Genomic DNA, 16,728 nt, shown 5'->3' on the forward strand with positions numbered 1-16,728 from the left:
TGCGTGTTCTACGCCTGACGGATGATAAATTCTGGTTCACAGGAGACAGGAAAATTCACCGATCTGGCGATAAAACAGACTTTATGGATCTCATGGTGAATAGCCGTGGCTGCATCAAGATTTGTCCCCTCTGCTACCGTGATCGTCGGTCTCAGCACCGCCGAAATAAAGCGCCCCGCCCCGCCTTTTGATATTTCACCTGTCGCTAAGGGAGAATCTTCATAGCCGAGAACCGTAATCCCGGCATCGGAAGCCAGATGCAGATACCAGAGCATATGGCATGCCGAAAGAGAGGATATCAGGAGGTCTTCAGGATTCATTTTACTGGCGTTGCCACCCAGCAGGGGATCATTGGAGCAATGGATGACCTCTTTCCCGCTGATGGCGATATCCCACGTCCTTGCATACGCTTTATAACCCGACGTCCCCGTACCCAGATTGCCGGTCCAGAAGATGCGCGATGTGTAGTGATGTTCCATTTTTTTGACTCCTTTATTAAGGATAAAACGGGGGGAAACAGAGAGGGAGCTTCTGCTGTTTACTCAACCACATTCTGTCGGGTGATAGAATCAGCACAATGAAAACGCGTGCAGGTACGTGTACAACCCTGCTCAAGGCTTTCTGAAAATACGTTTCAGCATCCATAAAAGCGCAACAGACATCAGGACAGAAACAACGATATTGGCTGTGAGTACAAAGTCGGGGATTGCCTCATCGCCATTGATAGGAAAAACATCTGCAATGTCATAAAAGAACTCTACAGGCACGATGAGAACAATAGCTTTTGATATGGCGATGACACAAAAAACAAAAGTAAAAACAGGTAAAATAAAGCGCATTATCAGTAACCCTTTAATTTCGTAGCCAGCAGACACACACCGCATACTGACTAAGGAACAGGTCGGTGAGCCAGATGTAAAAACAGGCGTTGCGCGCATCCTGTTCAATAATGACGGTCAGGGTACGCTGCTTATTATTACCCCTGCTGATGACCGACGGAGCAACCTGCCGCTGTTTACAGCTAATAATCAAAGAGTATTATCGAAGATGCGATGCATAGGGAGATAAAAATGGACGCAGTCTTGCTTGAAATGATGCGCTCGGGTGGGAGGAATAAAGCCTGGGCTGAAACAATGGTCAACCTTGAAGCCAGAAAGCTAATCAACACAGCTAATAGGCTGTCTGCTTTCCATCTCAAGGATGGGCTTACCCGTATACAATTTGTTCAGGAAATAAAATCGGTTATCGACAAGCAGTTCACTGCTGCCCGTCAGGCTAAGTCTGATGAAGAATGCCTGGAGTGCGTCAGGAACCTCAGATCTGAAACAGAGAACCTTGAAGAGCAGGGGCGATTATTGCGTTCCAGGACAGCAGAACTCTACGCCAAAGTAGAATTTGTGCGTGAAAACAACAAAATTGTGGGTTACATGATTTCCGCTGTTCGTGTCGTGATTTCAGGTTTTGCTGTTGTCGGCGGTGGTTTGATGATCTCAACAATGACACCTGTCGGCGTACTGGCTGGTGCCGTTCTCGTTGTGGACGGGCTTAATGGCCTGTCCAAAGAACTTATTACCAGCCTGTCTGACGTGCAAACAGAAGGTATGTTTGCCGATGGTGTAATGCAGGCTGCGAAATTCATGGGATTTAAAGCAGAGTCAGGACTGGCTTTTTACAATATGGCAACGCTTTCAGCCAGTATTTACAGCGTCTGGGGGCTGGCGAGAAAGCCCGGCGCATGGCGACTATACAGATGGATGGCCCGTGATTACACTCGTGAAATTGACACCATAAGTCGCCCAAAGCTGACCATGAAAATAATCGGCTGGGGTGTAACAGCTAAGGTGACATTCGATTTACTCAGCGTAAGTAACCAATAACGCTAAGCCTTTTTCAACCGCCAGTAGCGCCATGACTTCCAGGCCAGGACTGGCGGTTGAATAAATGTCACTAAGACTATCCCGATAAGCAGTGACAGGCCACCGCCTAAGATGTATGGCTTAGTTGAGAAACTGAGAAGAAATATAAATACGAGCGTGCAGGCGGAAACAATCCACAATAGCACTCTGAATCTGTTTTTTAAATCCACTACAGCCTCATCCAGCGTACCACCGTAGCTTTCAAGATTATTTTTGATTTTTTTCAAATCAGCATCAGTAAAGCCCGACTTCAAAAGCTCTGATTCACTAACTATCATAGTGCACTACCTTTCATCTTTAAAACGTGCAGTCATTCTAACGCAATTATATACTTGTTTGCTTCTCATGCGGCAACTTGCTCTGTTGGCACAAACGGACATTACTATCTTCCCTATCAGTCTGAGGTGGCTAACGCCATTTAATTGACTGTCTGAACGAAAGCCTTTACTTAAAACCTTTTATTAACGACTACGGTTAGATGATCTTATTATAAACGGCAATATCCCACTTTTTTCTGGTGAACCTCTCACCTTACCTCCCTCCCCATCCTCACCATCGCCCGATACCAGGCTCCTCTCTGAATCGACCAGCGCAACCCGACCGCAATCGCATTAATCTTCCGATCAATCATCGCCTGCTGAAAGCGCCCTGTCTCACGGCCGGACATCGCCTGCGCCCATGCTGGCATCAGCCCGAACCCCGACGCCAGCATCACTTTCATCACCGGTTTCGCCTGCCAGCTCGGGGCTGGCGCATTCATCAGCAGACGCGTCACTTCAGCGGTGCGCGCATCAAAGCGTAATTCCGGACGCATCTGCTGCAGATAATCCGCCACATCCACGACGCTTTTCGGCACCCGCTCCGCGCCCAGCGACTCAGCAATCAGCGCCGCTTCCTGATAGTACCGATCCTGTTCGGCACGCGTGAGGTGAGGATTTTTGTAGCGCAGATGGGCCGCCAGGAAACGGCTGGTCTCTGCCACATGTACCCAGGTCAGCAGATGCGGATCGCTGGCGGCATAGGGTTTGCCTTCGCTGTCGACGCCGCTGACTTTAAGGTGAATGCGTTTCACCCGGTCGATCAGCGTCTGCGCATCCTGCTGATTACCGTAGGTGGTTACGGCGATGAACTGACTGGTACGCCGCAGCCTGCCCATCATATCTTCGCGGAAATTGGAGTGATCCCAGACGCCCGCCAGCGCCGCCGGATGCAGCATCTGCAATAGCAGCGCGCTGATCCCGCCGCACATCATGGAGGTAAAGTCGCCGTGGACGCGCCAGATCACGCTGTCCGGGCCAAACAGGCCGGGATCGCCAGGCGGTTGGGAGAGGTCAAACTCATTCATCGACAGGCCGTTAAGGCGAAAGACCTGCTGCTGAATACGGTCTCGCAGATTTATCATGGTGGCTCTGATAGTGAAATGACGCGGCGCGCCGTAGCAGGACGCTAACGACGCGCCGCACCCCCTTTCTCAGGAGAAAGGCGGGCGGTTACAGATAGTTGAACTGCGCATCCTGAGTACGAACGGAATCGAGTCCAATCATCACGTTGAATTTGCCGGGCTCCGCCACATGCTGCATCTGCTGGTTCCAGAACTTCAGCGCATCGACGTCGATCTTAAAGGTCACGGTCTGAGACTCGCCCGCTTTCAGCATGATGCGTTTGAAACCACGCAGCTCCTGCACCGGACGGCTGATGGAGGCGACCGGATCGTTGAGATACATCTGCACCACCGTCGCACCGTCGCGCTGACCGCTGTTGGTCACCGTCACGCTGGCTTCGATGCTGCCGTTACGCGGCATGGTCGGCGACGACATTTTCACCGGAGACACGGTAAAGCGGGTGTAGCTCAGGCCGTAACCAAACGGATAGAGCGGGCCGTTAACCGCATCATAGTAGTGCGACGTATATTTGTTCGGCTTAGCAAAGTTGTAAGGCCGGCCGGTGGGCAGATGGTTGTAGTAGATCGGAATCTGCCCCACGGAACGCGGGAAGGAGACCGGCAGCTTGCCCGACGGGTTATAGTCGCCAAACAGGACATCGGCGATGGCGTTACCGCCTTCCGTCCCGCTGAACCAGGTCTCCAGCATCGCATCGGCCATACGATCTTCATTCACCACCGATAGTGCGCGTCCGTTCATCAGCACAATCACCAGCGGTTTGCCGGTGGCTTTCAGCGCGGCCAACAGCTTCTGCTGGCTCGGCGGGATCACCAGGTCGCTGCGGCTGGAGGCTTCGTGGGCCATACCCTGCGCTTCACCTACGGCGGCAACGATGACATCCGCCTGCTTCGCTTTGGCGACCGCGTCGTCGATCATCTGCTGCGGTGAACGCGTGTCGATGGAAACCGCCGGTTCATAGAGGTTCAGGAAGTCCTGAATGCCTTTATTATCGGAAACGTTGGCGCCCTTCTCATAGAGCAGCGTCGCTTTGCCTTCGGTGGCGTTGCGCATCCCTTGCAGCAGCGAGACGGATTGTTTCGCCACGCCCGCCGCGGACCAGCTGCCCATAATGTCGCGCTGGCTGTCGGCCAGCGGCCCGATCAGCGCAATGGTGCCCGATTTCTTCAGTGGCAGCGTCTCCAGCCGGTTCTTCAGCAGCACGATACTCTTGCGCGCTACGTCGCGCGCTTCGGCGCGATGCAGACGGCTCTCCGCGTTGGTGTCCTGCGGGTCGCTCTCTTTCGGCCCTAAATGGCTGTAGGGATCGTTGAACAGCCCCATATCATATTTGACGTTAAGCACATGACGCGCCGCATCATCAATTTCGGCCATGCTGACTTCGCCGCGCTTCACCAGATCCGGCAGATATTTGCTGTAATACTCGTCGCTCATGCTCATGTCGACGCCCGACTTCAGGGCGATGCGCACCGCGTCCTGCGGATCGCTGGCGACGCCATGCTTAATCAGCTCTTTAATGGCGCCGTGGTCGCTGATGGTAATGCCTTTGAATTTCCACTGACCGCGCAGCAGATCCTTGAGCAGCCAGCTGTCCGCCGTCGCCGGTACGCCATTAATGGAGTTCAGCGCTACCATAACGCCGCCGCTGCCCGCATCCAGAGAGGCTTTATAAGGCGGCAGATAGTCCTGGAACATGCGCTGCGGACTCATATCCACCGTGTTGTAATCCCGGCCGCCTTCGACCGCGCCATAGAGCGCGAAGTGCTTGACGCTGGTCATCACGCTGTAGCGATCGGCGGCGCTTTTACCCTGCATCGCCTGCACCATGCTGCGGCCCATCTCGCTGGTGAGATAAGTATCTTCACCAAACCCTTCCGAGCCACGCCCCCAGCGCGGTTCACGGGTGACATCCACCATCGGTGCCCAGGTCATATTCAGGCCATCGTCGGCTGCCTCATAGGCGGACACGCGCCCGACCTCTTTCACCGCATCCAGATCCCAGCTCGACGCCAGCGCAAGGGGAATAGGAAAAATGGTGCGCTGGCCGTGGATGACGTCGAACGCGAAAAAGAGCGGGATCTTCAGCCGGCTGAGCTGCATCGCCTGATCCTGCATGGCGCGGATATCCGGGCGGGTCACCGTGTTAAAGATCGCACCAACCTGACTCTTCTGAATCATGTCGCGAATCGCTTCTTTGGGATTATCCGGTCCGACGCTGATTAAACGCAGCTGACCGATCTTTTCGTCCAGCGTCATTTTTTTCAGCAGCTGGTTAACGAAGGCATCCCGCGCCTGTTCGGTCATCGGGTGGTGACCTGGCACGGTCTCAGCCAGTGCCGGTTGCATCGCGAGGGAAACAGCGAGACTAACAGAGTAAATCCATTTCATCAGGTTGGGTTCTCTTAAGTAACTGCGCAATATCGTATTAACAGGCGGCAGTGTGCCACAAGATGAGAATAGCAGGTAGCCTGCCGCTGTCACACTGCGAGGAGATGAGCGGACGTGCTACAGTTAAGGCGCACTGATAAGACAAGGGAATTGCTCATGATACCAACCTCTGCCCTGCTTTCTGACCTGCGCCGCCTCGTCGGCCCCTCTCATCTGCTGACTGAACCTGAACAGACCGCCCGCTATCGCAAAGGCTTTCGCTCCGGCGAAGGGGATGCGCTGGCCGTGGCGTTTCCCGGAACGCTGCTGGAGCTCTGGCGGGTTCTGCAAACGCTGGTCAGGGCGGATGTCATCATTCTGATGCAGGCGGCGAATACCGGCCTGACAGAAGGCTCGACGCCGCATGGCGACGACTACGACCGCCCGCTGGTGATTGTCAGCACCCTGCGGCTGGATAAGCTGCAGCTGATCGACAACGGCCAGCAGGTGCTGGCTTTCCCCGGCAGCACCCTTTATCAGCTGGAAAAAGCGCTGAAGCCACTGGGACGCGAACCGCACTCGGTGATCGGCTCCTCCTGCATCGGCGCGTCGGTCCTGGGCGGCATCTGCAATAACTCCGGCGGATCGCTGATCAAACGCGGTCCGGCCTACAGTGAAATGGCCCTGTTCGCCCGAATCGATGCGGAGGGCAAACTGCGGCTGGTGAACCATCTGGGCATTGAGTTAGGCAGCACGCCGGAAGAGATTCTGGGCCGGCTGGATGACGATCGCTGGCAGCCCGGTGATGTGCAGCACGATGGCCGCCACGCCTCTGACCACGAATATGCTGACCGGGTGCGTGACGTGAATGCCGATACGCCCGCCCGCTATAACGCCGATGCGCGCCGTCTGTTCGAAGCCTCGGGCTGTGCCGGCAAGCTGGCGGTGTTTGCCGTGCGACTGGACACCTTTGCCAGCGAACCCCAGCAGCAGGTGTTCTATATCGGCACCAACGAGCCTGGCGTCCTCACCGATATCCGCCGTCACATTCTGGCGCACTTCACCCATCTGCCGGTGGCGGGTGAATATATGCACCGCGACATCTATGACATTGCGGAGGTCTACGGCAAAGATACCTTCCTGATGATCGACAGGCTGGGCACCGACAAAATGCCGCTGTTCTTCACGCTGAAGGGGCGGGTCGATGCCTGGCTGAACAAACTCGCCTTCGTTAAACCGCACTTCACCGACCGCCTGATGCAGCGCCTGAGCCGGCTGTTCCCGGCGCATCTGCCCAAACGCATGAAGCAGTATCGCGACAGATATGAACATCATCTGATGCTGAAGATGTCTGGTGAAGGCGTTGCGGAAGCGCGTAACTACCTGCGCGACTACTTCCGTGAAGGCGGAGGCGAATTCTTTGAGTGCGAAGGCAAAGAGGGGGCGCACGCTTTTCTGCATCGGTTCGCGGCTGCAGGGGCGGCCGTGCGCTATCACGCGGTGCACGCTGACGAGGTCGAGGATATCCTGGCGCTGGATATCGCCCTGCGTCGCAACGATGCTGACTGGTTTGAAACGCTGCCTGAAGCGATCCGCGCTTCGCTGAGCCATCGCCTCTACTATGGTCACTTCTTCTGTCACGTCTTCCATCAGGATTACATCGTCAGAAAAGGTGTCGACGTGCACGCCCTGAAAGCGCAGATGCTGGAGATTCTGCAGGCGCGCGGCGCGGAATACCCCGCCGAGCACAATGTGGGCCATCTCTATCAGGCGAAACCGCAGCTGGTGGCCTTCTATCGCCAGCTCGATCCCACCAACAGCTTTAATCCCGGCATCGGCAAAACCAGCAAGCAAAAAGGCTGGGCAGTAAAGCAGCCGTAATCGGCTCACCGGCCCGCCTGCTCATCAAAGCGGCGGGCTGATTAAGGCTATTCAGATAACATCCGCATTAAAAACAGTTAACCTCCTTTCTGATATTCTCCCTGATTATTTATAAAGCGATTCTGTTCTGCGTAATATCTCACAAAAGATTGCCCTGCCAATTGATCATCCGTCAGCCGGAAAATAGAGTGCCGTTGAAAAATAACAGAAAAAGAGAGAATGCCTTGTTCAGGCAGCGCTAACCCTCACGGGTAGCGCACTATCCGTTTCAGCAGGGATGAATCATGATGTTAAAGCGATACCTTATGGCGCTCACGCTGCTGAGCCTTACAGCCTCAGCTTACGGCAGCGTCTCAGTTCAGCGGGGAGTGAATCCAATCCGTCACTTCAGGCTCACCTGTCAGGTCAACGATAATCAGGCTGCCCTTCATGGCACCGACTGTGCCGCAGTGGGTGGCGACTTCGCCGCCTGCAATCGCGCCACCCTTACCCTGACTAACAACGGCCCGGCCCTGACGGACCGGCACTGGGCCCTCTACCTGAGCAACGTCCACCAGAGGCTGCGGGTCGAACATGACCAGTTCAGAATGACCCACCTTGTCGGCGGTTTAACCCGGCTGGAGCCGACAGAGAAGTTCACCGGCCTTGGCGCAGGCGAATCGGTGCAGGTTCCCGTCGTCCGTGAATACTGGCAGCCGTTCGCGCACAAACGCCCGGACAGAGCAGAGGATCGCCTCCTCGCCTCGCTGCGCTCGCGGAACGACGATCAGGGCCGGCAGAACCCGGCCCTTTTGCCTTAAACCAGCTTCTCTTCGGGTTCCGCATCCGGCTGCTGACGGCGTTCGATAATCATGGTCTGCGGCGTGGAAAGCAGGATGCCCTCTTTACGCAGGCGCGTCAGAATATCGAACAGCAGATCGCTTTTGGCGCCGGAAATCTGGCGCTGCCCGGCCACGTTACCGGTCACGCTCAGCACAATGCCCTGCTGGGTCAGATCTTTAAACGAAACAGACGGCTCTGGCGTCTCCAGAATGCGTTCGTTTTCGTTGTAAACATCGAGCAGAATATCGCGCACTTTCACCGGATCGATATTGAGCGGGAAGGTCAGCGTAATCGTCACCACACCCTGCGCATTGCCCATCGTGGCGTTGCGCACGTTCTGCGAGATAAATTGCGAGTTCGGCACGATGACCGTGGATTTGTCACCCAGCTGGATCTCGGTGGCACGCACGTTAATCCGGCGGATATCCCCTTCGATGCCGCTGATGGTCACCAGATCGCCCACCTTCACCGGCCGCTCGGTTAGCAGAATCAGGCCCGAAATAAAGTTCTTCACGATCTCCTGCAGGCCGAAACCGATACCGACCGACAGCGCACTGACGATCCAGGCCAGCTTGTTCCACTGCAGCCCCATGATCGACAGGGTCAGCAGGATGATCAGCACATAACCGATGTTGCTGAACAGCGTCACCAGCGACACCCGCATCCCCACGTCCATGGTGGTTTTTGGCAGGAAGTCGGTGTCGAGCCAGCGGCGCACCGAGCGCAGCACATAGATGCCGACAATCAGGCAGATCAGCGCATTAACCATGTGTGCCGGAACGATATTCAGGGACTCCAGCCCTTTCCCGCCCCAGAACTCAATCACCTTCTGCAGCAGCTCAATCGGCGTTGATGAGGCAAACGTCCCGTTGACCAGCGCCAGCGCCACAAACAGCACCAGGATGGTCTTACCAATCGCCGTCAGCAGCGTGGCGGTTTGCTGCAGATGACGCTCATTGATGTTGAGCGAACTCTGAATGCGGCGGCCGGTTGCGTTGCTGGTCGAAAAGAGACTCTCACAGCCATCGTTGAGCAGATGGCTCAGGAAGTAGAAGGAGCCAAACAGCAGGCCACACCAGATCACCTCATAACTCAGGAAGCGTGCCAGCGTGACATAACCGACCAGCAGCGAGATCAGGATCGCGAGCGCGGTCAGGGTCAGCCCCAGCTGGATCAGCCCGACCAGCGTAGAGCGGGCTTCCGGCGGCGTGCCTGCCAGCGTCATGCGACGACGAACGCGGTTGGTTCGCATGCTGATGGCCAGCGCGGTACTGCCTATCAGCAGCGCCGTCAGGCCGTTGGCGAAAATGGTGGTATTCAGACTGGTGCCGACGCTGTAGTTAAAGGCCTCCACCGTCTGGAAGATAAACACCAGCACCGCGGTAATGGGCGGGAACGGTTTGAGCGCCAGCGCCACTTCATTGGAGATGGTGGGCAAACGCCAGCTCGGCCGCCGCGTAGAGAGAAACGCACGCCCCAGTCCGGCTATCAGGCCACAAAAGACGCTGAGCTGAACCAGCCGATCGACAAAGTCCTGCACATTTTCCGAGACCTCATCGCGGCGGGTAAACGCCAGAGCGATAAAGTTAAAGGTGAGCACCACCGCCACCAGCGTGGTCAGGGCAATCGCGGCCGCCAGGAAGCTGCGGCGCAGTTTGCCTTCCGGCATTTTATGAATGCTGACCCAGGCGAGAAACTCCTCGCTGTAGCGACGACCTACCGTCATCACCAGCAGCGCCGCCAGCAGCCAGAGCGTACTGCCTATCCGCCAGCCCGGCTCCCAGGAGAGCGCCGCGGTGTCCTGCAGCTCCTGCAGAAACTCGCCGATCTTCTCACCGTCCAGGTCCTGGCTGTTGGTCAGGGGAGACCAGAAACGCGCACCGAGAATGGTACCGGAGTTGAGCGCCAGCTGACTTTTCAGCTGGTCACGGCGCAGGTTAACAATCTGCGACGACAGCGTTAAGGCACCATTTTTAATGCCCTCTGCCTGCTTGATCTGGTCGTCGAGTTTGCTTTTCTGACTCTCCAGCGCGTTTCGCTTGCGCGTCACCTCCGGCGTCTCTTTTACCCCGCTGTCAGCTTTGGGGGCCGGACCCAGCACCTGCAACTGCGCTTCCAGCTGCTGGCGATCGGGGATCAGCGCCTGACCCAGCGTGTCGGCATTGCCGGAAAGCTCCAGCGCCATCTCATTCAGCTGATTCAGTTTGTTTTCGCCCGCGTCGCCTGACACCTGGCTCTTAATCTTATCGAGGATCTTCTGCATTTTCGGCAGTTCAACCGAAGCATTCAGCTTCGGCTGGGTATCCTGTTCCTGTTCCTGTGCCGCCGCGGTGATATCATCCGCCGCCTGCGTCACCGCCGGGGCAAACACCACCAGCGTCAGCATTAACCATGCAAAAAAGGATCTTATAAACATATGAGTAAAATTCCGGCAGCTTATATCAGGCGATCGTCCCTCGCCAGTCGCGCGTAGTGTAGGACTTTGCAAGGGATGGCAATATAGGAATAACGGGTATTTTTCGGGCTAATTCCGGGCAGACCGCGCGCGTTACGCCGCTGCCCGGCTCGCCCGGCGCGTCTGCTCAGACAGCAGACAACGCCGGGTAACACAGCAGACGTTCTCTGCTCTCTTTACTCCACGCCGGCACTGCTGTCCCCGTTGCTGGCGACCTGGCCCGACTTCTGCTTTTTGTACGCCAGCGCAGCCGCAGGCACCGGCGCGGCTTTGCCGGTCTCGATCCAGCTACGCAGACGGTTGGCATCCGCGAAATGGGTATATTTGCCGAAGGCATCCAGCACCACCAGCGCCACCGGACGATTGTTGATCATGGTGCGCATCACCAGGCAGTGCCCCGCCTCGTCCGTGTAACCGGTCTTGGTCAGCTGGATATGCCAGTCATTTTTGTAGACCAGATGGTTGGTGTTGCGGAACGGCAGTGCATAGCTCGGATGGGCAAACACGGCCGTCTCTTCTTTGGTGGTGCTGAGGGCGCCGAGCAGCGGATATTCGCGCGTCGCCTTGAGTAATTTGACCAGATCCTGGGCGCTGGAGACGTTTTGCGTCGACAGGCCGGTCGGCTCCACGTAGCGGGTCTGTTTCATACCCAGCGACCGCGCTTTGGCATTCATCGCCCGGATAAAGGCGTTGTATCCGCCCGGATAGGCATGAGCCAGGCTGGCGGCAGCGCGGTTCTCTGAGGACATCAGCGCCAGCAGCAGCATGTTGCGGCGGCTAATCTGGCTGTTGAGCTTCACGCGTGAGAAAACGCCACGCATTTCCGGCGTCTGGCTGATATCGACGGTTAACATCTCGTTCATCGGCAGGTGCGCATCCAGTACCACCATCGCCGTCATCAGCTTGGTGATAGAGGCAATCGGCCTGACCCGATCCGGGTGACTGGAGAAGAACACTTTATTATTGGTGAGGTCGACAATCATCGCACTGCCAGAGGCAATCTGCGGCTGAGCAATAGGCGTAAGCTGCGACAGGGAGGTGGTCGCCTGAGCCGGAAGTGAAACAATCTGCCCGGAAACGAGCAGTGCCAGCGAAAGCAGGCTGGAACGAATTTTTGCAGACATCGTAGAAAAACCCGGTTGGTGTTATGTACTGTGCCAGAGAGACACAGGCCGCCCGCCTCAGTCACGTCGGCGCGCGGGCTGGCAGCAGCATCATACGCGGAAGGTTAAGAAATTTCCTGGGGAGAGTGTATCCGGGCGTAAAAAGAAAACTGCCGCCAGGCCGGCGGCAGCGGTTGTCTAGAACAGGCGGGGACCATATCCCCACAGCACCACGGTCAGGGCCAGTAACACTTCAAACACCAGCACGCCGATCGCCAGGGTGGAGCCGGAGAAGCGCAGGCTCTCTTCACGGTCGATGTTCAGAAACAGCGGAATGCCGATATAGAGCAAATAGCCGGTGTAGAGCAGCGCCAGCGCACCCGCCAGCACGCAGAGCCAGACCAGCGGATAGAGCGCCACCAGCCCGCTGAGAAACAGCGGTGTCGCCACATAACCCGCGAAGACGGTACAGCGCTGCACGCCGGGCCGCTGCGGATAATCACGTGCCATCCAGTGGATCACCCGCCCCATCACCGCGACGCCACCGAGAATAATCAGATAGAACAGGATGCCGAGCCCAAGCCCGGTCGCCAAGTTAAGTTGCACATATCGCCCCTCGCCCAGGTTCCACCCCAGCTGAGTGGTCCCGATGAAGGCGCAGATCACCGGGATCGCCGCCATCAGCAGAACATGGTGGGTATAGTGGTGCGATACACTCTCATTCTCTTGCTTAATATCACGCATTTCCTGATTCGGATGCGCCAGAAGTCCCCAGACATGGTTCATACAGTCACTCCTCTGATGCAGTGGGCCGCCCGATGAGCATGCGTCTTTGGGGGCAGCGTCTTCTCAAGTATAAACGGCAGCAAAACTTTCGTGGCGACCGGACAAAAAAACAGCAGAAATAAACGCACCCGCGCGGCCCGGGCGGAAGCGAAGCCAATTCGCGTATAGACTTGAAGAAACAGCCACCGAACAGGGAGTGTCACTTTGCATCTGGATATCAACGCATTAATTACGCAGTACGGTTATCTGGCACTGTTGATTGGCTGTATTGCCGAGGGGGAGACATTTACCTTACTGGGCGGCGTGGCTGCCCATGAAGGACTGCTGCACTATGCGGGCGTGGTGCTGGCTGCGATGGGCGGCGGGATCATCGGCGACCAGCTGCTCTACTGGGTTGGCCGCCGCTGGGGGACGCGCATCCTGCGCCGCTTTAAAAAGCATCAGGATAAGGTGGTGAAGGCGAACCGCCTGATCAAACGCCGTCCCAGCCTGTTTGTGATCGGCGTGCGCTTTATGTATGGCTTTCGCCTGATTGGTCCCATCATCATCGGGGCCAGCCGCCTCAATCCGATGAAATTTTTTATCCTCAATATCATCGGTGCGGCCATCTGGGCGCTGATCTTTGTCACGCTGGGCTATTTTGCGGGCGGCATTATCGCGCCGTGGCTGCATAAACTCGATCAGCATCTGAAACATCTGCTCTGGCTGGTGGGTGCGGTGGTGTTCGCCTTTGTCCTGCGCTGGGTGATCCGGCGCTGGCATAACCGTCGGGCCGATCAATAAGCGCTGACAGCTGCCCAAACGAAGCCGCATCGGCATGCTCAGCTATAGTTAACAGCACACTGACAGGGAGATGAGCATGAGTAAGGTAAAACGTAAGATTGAAGAGCATGGCGTCATTGGCGATCTCCGCACCTGTGCACTGGTGGCGAATGACGGGACGATTGATTATCTCTGCTGGCCTGAACTCGACAGCCCGTCGGTCTTCTCTGCCCTACTCGACAGCGACGATGCCGGCCTCTTCTCCCTCTCGCCGGACTGGCCCGATGCGCGCCGTCAGCAGCTCTACCTGCCCGACACCAATATTCTGCAGACCCGCTGGCTGGATGAGCAGGGGGTCGCAGAAATTACCGACTATATGCCGATTTGCGATGACAGGGAGAAGCTGCCGCGCCTGATCCGGCGGGTCAAAATGGTACGCGGCAGCGCGACCTTTACCCTGCGCTGTTCACCACGTCACGACTACGCCCGGGCGCAGACGCGCGCCGAGGCCCATCACGGCTGTATCGATTTTCATGCCGAAGGTCAGCCCTCGCTGCGCCTCGCCGCCAGCGTCGTCATGACGCTGGAGGATGAGAGCGCGACCGCCGTCTTTACCCTGCAGCCGGGCGAACATGCGCAGTTTGAATTTGGCAGCGTCGACGATGCGCATATCGAAGCGCTGGCGACCGAACACTGCTTTGAAGATACCCTCAACTACTGGCGCCGCTGGAGCGCAAAGAGCACCTATCAGGGACGCTGGCGTGAAATGGTGCAGCGCTCCGCGCTGGTGCTGAAGCTGCTCACCTCACATCAGTATGGCTCCATTGCGGCGGCGGCAACCTTTGGCCTGCCCGAAGAGCTGGGCGGTGAACGAAACTGGGACTACCGCGCCTCCTGGATCCGCGACGCCTCATTCAGCATGTATGCCCTGATGCGGCTGGGCTATACCGATGAAGCCAAACACTTTACGGAGTGGGTGGGTCGCTGCGTCGAGAACAGCCATCACGACGAGATGCGCCTGCAGGTGATGTACCGGCTGGACAGCGGCACCGAACTGCATGAGATGGAACTGCTCAACCTCTCCGGCTACGGCGATTCCCGGCCGGTGCGCATCGGCAATGATGCCTGGCAGCAGACCCAGCTCGACATCTATGGCGAGCTGATGGATGCGATCTATCTGGCCAATAAATATGGCGAGGCGATCTCTCAGCGCGGCTGGGAGCACGTAGTGAAGATGATCGACTGGCTGTGCGACAACTGGGATCAGCCCGATGCCGGGATCTGGGAGATGCGCGGCGAACCGGAACATTTTCTGCATTCCCGTCTGATGTGCTGGGTGGCGATGGATCGCGCGCTGCGTCTGGGCATGAAGCGATCGCTGCCGATGCCCTATCAGCGCTGGGATGAGGCGCGGCGTAAGATCCGCGAAGATATCTGGGCCAATTTCTGGAACGAGGAGCGCGGGCACTTCACCTCCACACGTCACGGCGACTATCTCGACGCCTCCATGCTGCTGATGCCGCTGGTGCGCTTTGTCGGTGCCACGGATCCGGACTGGCTCTCTACGCTGGACGCGATCAAAAAGGACCTGGTCAGCGATGGCATGGTGCGGCGTTACAATATTCATGAAACCCCGGCCGATGGCCTGCAGGGAGGGGAAGGCTCTTTCGGTGCCTGTTCCTTCTGGTATGTAGAGTGCCTGGCGCGCGCAGGCCGGATACAGGAGGCGCATTTTGAGTTTGAGAAGCTGCTGAGCTACGCCAATCCGCTGGGCCTTTACGCCGAGGAGTTTGACAGCCACGGCCATGCGCTGGGCAATACGCCGCAGGCGCTGACGCACCTGGCGTTAATCAGCGCCGCCTTTTTCCTGAACCGGAAACTCAGCGGCGAACAGACCCAGTGGCAGCCTTAGTCATCGCGGTTTTCAGCGCCCTCTTTTCCCGAAAGGCGCTCATCTCTGCACGGTTTTAGGTAAAGTATTACTGTCAGGTTAAAATCCTGATTCACAACATCAGATCAATGAACATATAATGCGCAGCAGGTCACATTGGCCGGCATGAATTCGATACTTTGACCAGCCTGAAACAGGGCGATAAAGACTTGTAAAATATGAAAATGATTCGCGCTTTCGCTTCAATCGCACTGGCTCTGGCGGCGTTCAGCCAGTCAGCCTTTGCTGTGGTTTACCCGTTACCGCCGGCTAACAGCCGTCTGATCGGGGAAAATATTGAAATTACCGTTCCTGAAGACAGCAAATTGCCGCTGGAAGCTTTTGCGGCGCAGTATCAGATGGGCCTCAGCAACATGCTGGAAGCCAATCCGGGCGTTGACGTTTATCTGCCGAAAGCCGGCAGCAAAATGATTATCCCACAGCAGCTGATCCTGCCTGACGCCCCGCGCGAAGGCATTGTGATCAACAGCGCCGAGATGCGTCTTTACTACTATCCGAAAGGCAGCAAAACCGTGGTTGTCCTGCCGATTGGTATCGGTGAGCTGGGTAAAGATACCCCGATCAACTGGACCACGGCGGTTGAACGCAAAAAAGATGGCCCGACCTGGACGCCAACCAAAGGGATGCACGCCGACTACGCCGCTCGCGGTGAAACGCTGCCTGCCGTCTTCCCGGCTGGCCCGGACAACCCGATGGGCCTCTATGCGCTCTACATCGGTCGTCTCTATGCGATTCACGGCACCAACGCCAACTTCGGTATCGGCCTGCGCGTGAGCCACGGCTGTGTGCGTCTGCGTGCGGATGACATCAAGTGGCTCTATCAGAATGTGCCGGTCGGCACCCGCGTTCAGTTCGTTGACCAGCCGGTGAAAGCCTCGGTTGAGCCAGACGGTTCACGTTACCTGGAAGTGCACAACCCGCTGTCGACCACCGAAGAGCAGTTCAACTCCCGTGAGCTGGTGCCGATCACGCTGACTCAGGCCGTGACCAAAGTGCTGGCTGATGGCAGCATCAATCAGGATCAGGTTAACGCCGCGATTCAGGGCCGTACCGGTATGCCGGTAAAAGTGAACGGTGTGGAGAACAACGTTCAGACTGCGCCTGTTCAGGTGCCGGAAAACTCACAGGCCGCCCCTCAGGAACAGCCAATGACTCCGGTGACGCCTCAGGGTGCCAGCAGTGATGCTGCGCAGCCTCAGCAGCCCGCGACAGAAGCGGCCCCGGTGACCCCGGCCGCCCCGGCAGCCGCGACGAATAACAATTCGTAACGGACCGCCTGTTCTCA

The 16,728-nt window shown here is 57.0% G+C and carries 14 protein-coding genes; 6 read left to right on the forward strand and 8 right to left on the reverse strand.

Annotated elements, in window-relative coordinates; translation table 11 throughout:
• Nucleotides 1-8: 8 nt before the first annotated feature.
• Nucleotides 9-479 (reverse strand): OsmC family protein, encoded by a 471-nt coding sequence (locus OXR04_RS07710; RefSeq protein ID WP_267372526.1) that lies wholly within the window; start codon nt 477-479, stop codon nt 9-11.
• 132 nt (nt 480-611) lie between these two features.
• The gene (locus OXR04_RS07715; RefSeq protein WP_267372527.1) at nt 612-839 is read right to left on the reverse strand and encodes a hypothetical protein; all 228 of its coding nucleotides are present in this window, start codon (nt 837-839) and stop codon (nt 612-614) included.
• A 231-nt stretch (nt 840-1,070) separates the two neighbouring features.
• Here OXR04_RS07715 and OXR04_RS07720 point away from each other — a divergent pair, with 231 nt between their 5' ends.
• A complete protein-coding gene (locus tag OXR04_RS07720) occupies nt 1,071-1,877 on the forward strand; it encodes a DUF4225 domain-containing protein (protein WP_267372528.1) in 807 nt (268 codons plus the stop codon).
• A gap of 2 nt (nt 1,878-1,879) precedes the next feature.
• Here OXR04_RS07720 and OXR04_RS07725 read toward each other — a convergent pair whose 3' ends face one another.
• From OXR04_RS07725 to bglX, 3 genes are all read right to left on the reverse strand, one after another.
• The gene (locus OXR04_RS07725; RefSeq protein ID WP_267372529.1) at nt 1,880-2,194 is read right to left on the reverse strand and encodes a hypothetical protein; all 315 of its coding nucleotides are present in this window, start codon (nt 2,192-2,194) and stop codon (nt 1,880-1,882) included.
• Nucleotides 2,195-2,442: 248 nt separating this feature from the next.
• Nucleotides 2,443-3,318: an oxygenase MpaB family protein gene (locus OXR04_RS07730; RefSeq protein WP_267372530.1), complete on the reverse strand. Its 876-nt coding sequence runs from the start codon at nt 3,316-3,318 to the stop codon at nt 2,443-2,445.
• Between the two features lie 88 nt (nt 3,319-3,406).
• Complete coding sequence (gene bglX, locus OXR04_RS07735) at nt 3,407-5,704, reverse strand: beta-glucosidase BglX (protein WP_009091300.1); 2,298 nt, start codon at nt 5,702-5,704, stop codon at nt 3,407-3,409.
• Between the two features lie 156 nt (nt 5,705-5,860).
• On the opposite strand from bglX, the gene dld reads away from it, so the two are divergent.
• Both dld and OXR04_RS07745 read left to right on the forward strand, forming a co-directional pair.
• Complete coding sequence (dld, locus tag OXR04_RS07740; RefSeq protein WP_267372531.1) at nt 5,861-7,564, forward strand: D-lactate dehydrogenase; 1,704 nt, start codon at nt 5,861-5,863, stop codon at nt 7,562-7,564.
• Nucleotides 7,565-7,848: 284 nt separating this feature from the next.
• A complete protein-coding gene (locus tag OXR04_RS07745; RefSeq protein WP_267372532.1) occupies nt 7,849-8,364 on the forward strand; it encodes a carbohydate-binding domain-containing protein in 516 nt (171 codons plus the stop codon).
• On the opposite strand, the gene OXR04_RS07750 is transcribed toward OXR04_RS07745, so the two are convergent.
• The 3 genes from OXR04_RS07750 to OXR04_RS07760 form a co-directional block, all read right to left on the reverse strand.
• Complete coding sequence (locus OXR04_RS07750; RefSeq protein WP_267372533.1) at nt 8,361-10,802, reverse strand: DUF3772 domain-containing protein; 2,442 nt, start codon at nt 10,800-10,802, stop codon at nt 8,361-8,363. The two genes, OXR04_RS07745 and OXR04_RS07750, sit on opposite strands and share 4 nt — an antisense overlap.
• Nucleotides 10,803-11,017: 215 nt before the next feature.
• Nucleotides 11,018-11,965: a D-alanyl-D-alanine endopeptidase gene (pbpG, locus tag OXR04_RS07755; RefSeq protein ID WP_267372534.1), complete on the reverse strand. Its 948-nt coding sequence runs from the start codon at nt 11,963-11,965 to the stop codon at nt 11,018-11,020.
• 177 nt (nt 11,966-12,142) lie between these two features.
• On the reverse strand, nt 12,143-12,730 hold the full coding sequence (locus OXR04_RS07760) for a Yip1 family protein (RefSeq protein ID WP_009091306.1): 588 nt from the start codon (nt 12,728-12,730) through the stop codon (nt 12,143-12,145).
• Nucleotides 12,731-12,934: 204 nt separating this feature from the next.
• On the opposite strand from OXR04_RS07760, the gene OXR04_RS07765 reads away from it, so the two are divergent.
• From OXR04_RS07765 to OXR04_RS07775, 3 genes are all read left to right on the forward strand, one after another.
• Entirely contained in the window at nt 12,935-13,513 is a 579-nt protein-coding gene (locus OXR04_RS07765; RefSeq protein WP_009091308.1) for a DedA family protein, read from the forward strand.
• A 76-nt stretch (nt 13,514-13,589) separates the two neighbouring features.
• The gene (locus tag OXR04_RS07770) at nt 13,590-15,404 is read left to right on the forward strand and encodes a glycoside hydrolase family 15 protein (RefSeq protein ID WP_267372535.1); all 1,815 of its coding nucleotides are present in this window, start codon (nt 13,590-13,592) and stop codon (nt 15,402-15,404) included.
• Between the two features lie 197 nt (nt 15,405-15,601).
• Nucleotides 15,602-16,711, forward strand: a complete 1,110-nt coding sequence (locus OXR04_RS07775; RefSeq protein WP_009091312.1) for a L,D-transpeptidase family protein — start codon at nt 15,602-15,604, stop codon at nt 16,709-16,711.
• The last annotated feature ends 17 nt before the right edge of the window (nt 16,712-16,728 follow it).

It is taken from the genome of Pantoea sp. GM_Pan_3 (assembly GCF_026541045.1).
In the GTDB taxonomy this organism is placed as follows: Bacteria; Pseudomonadota; Gammaproteobacteria; order Enterobacterales; family Enterobacteriaceae; genus Pantoea; species Pantoea anthophila.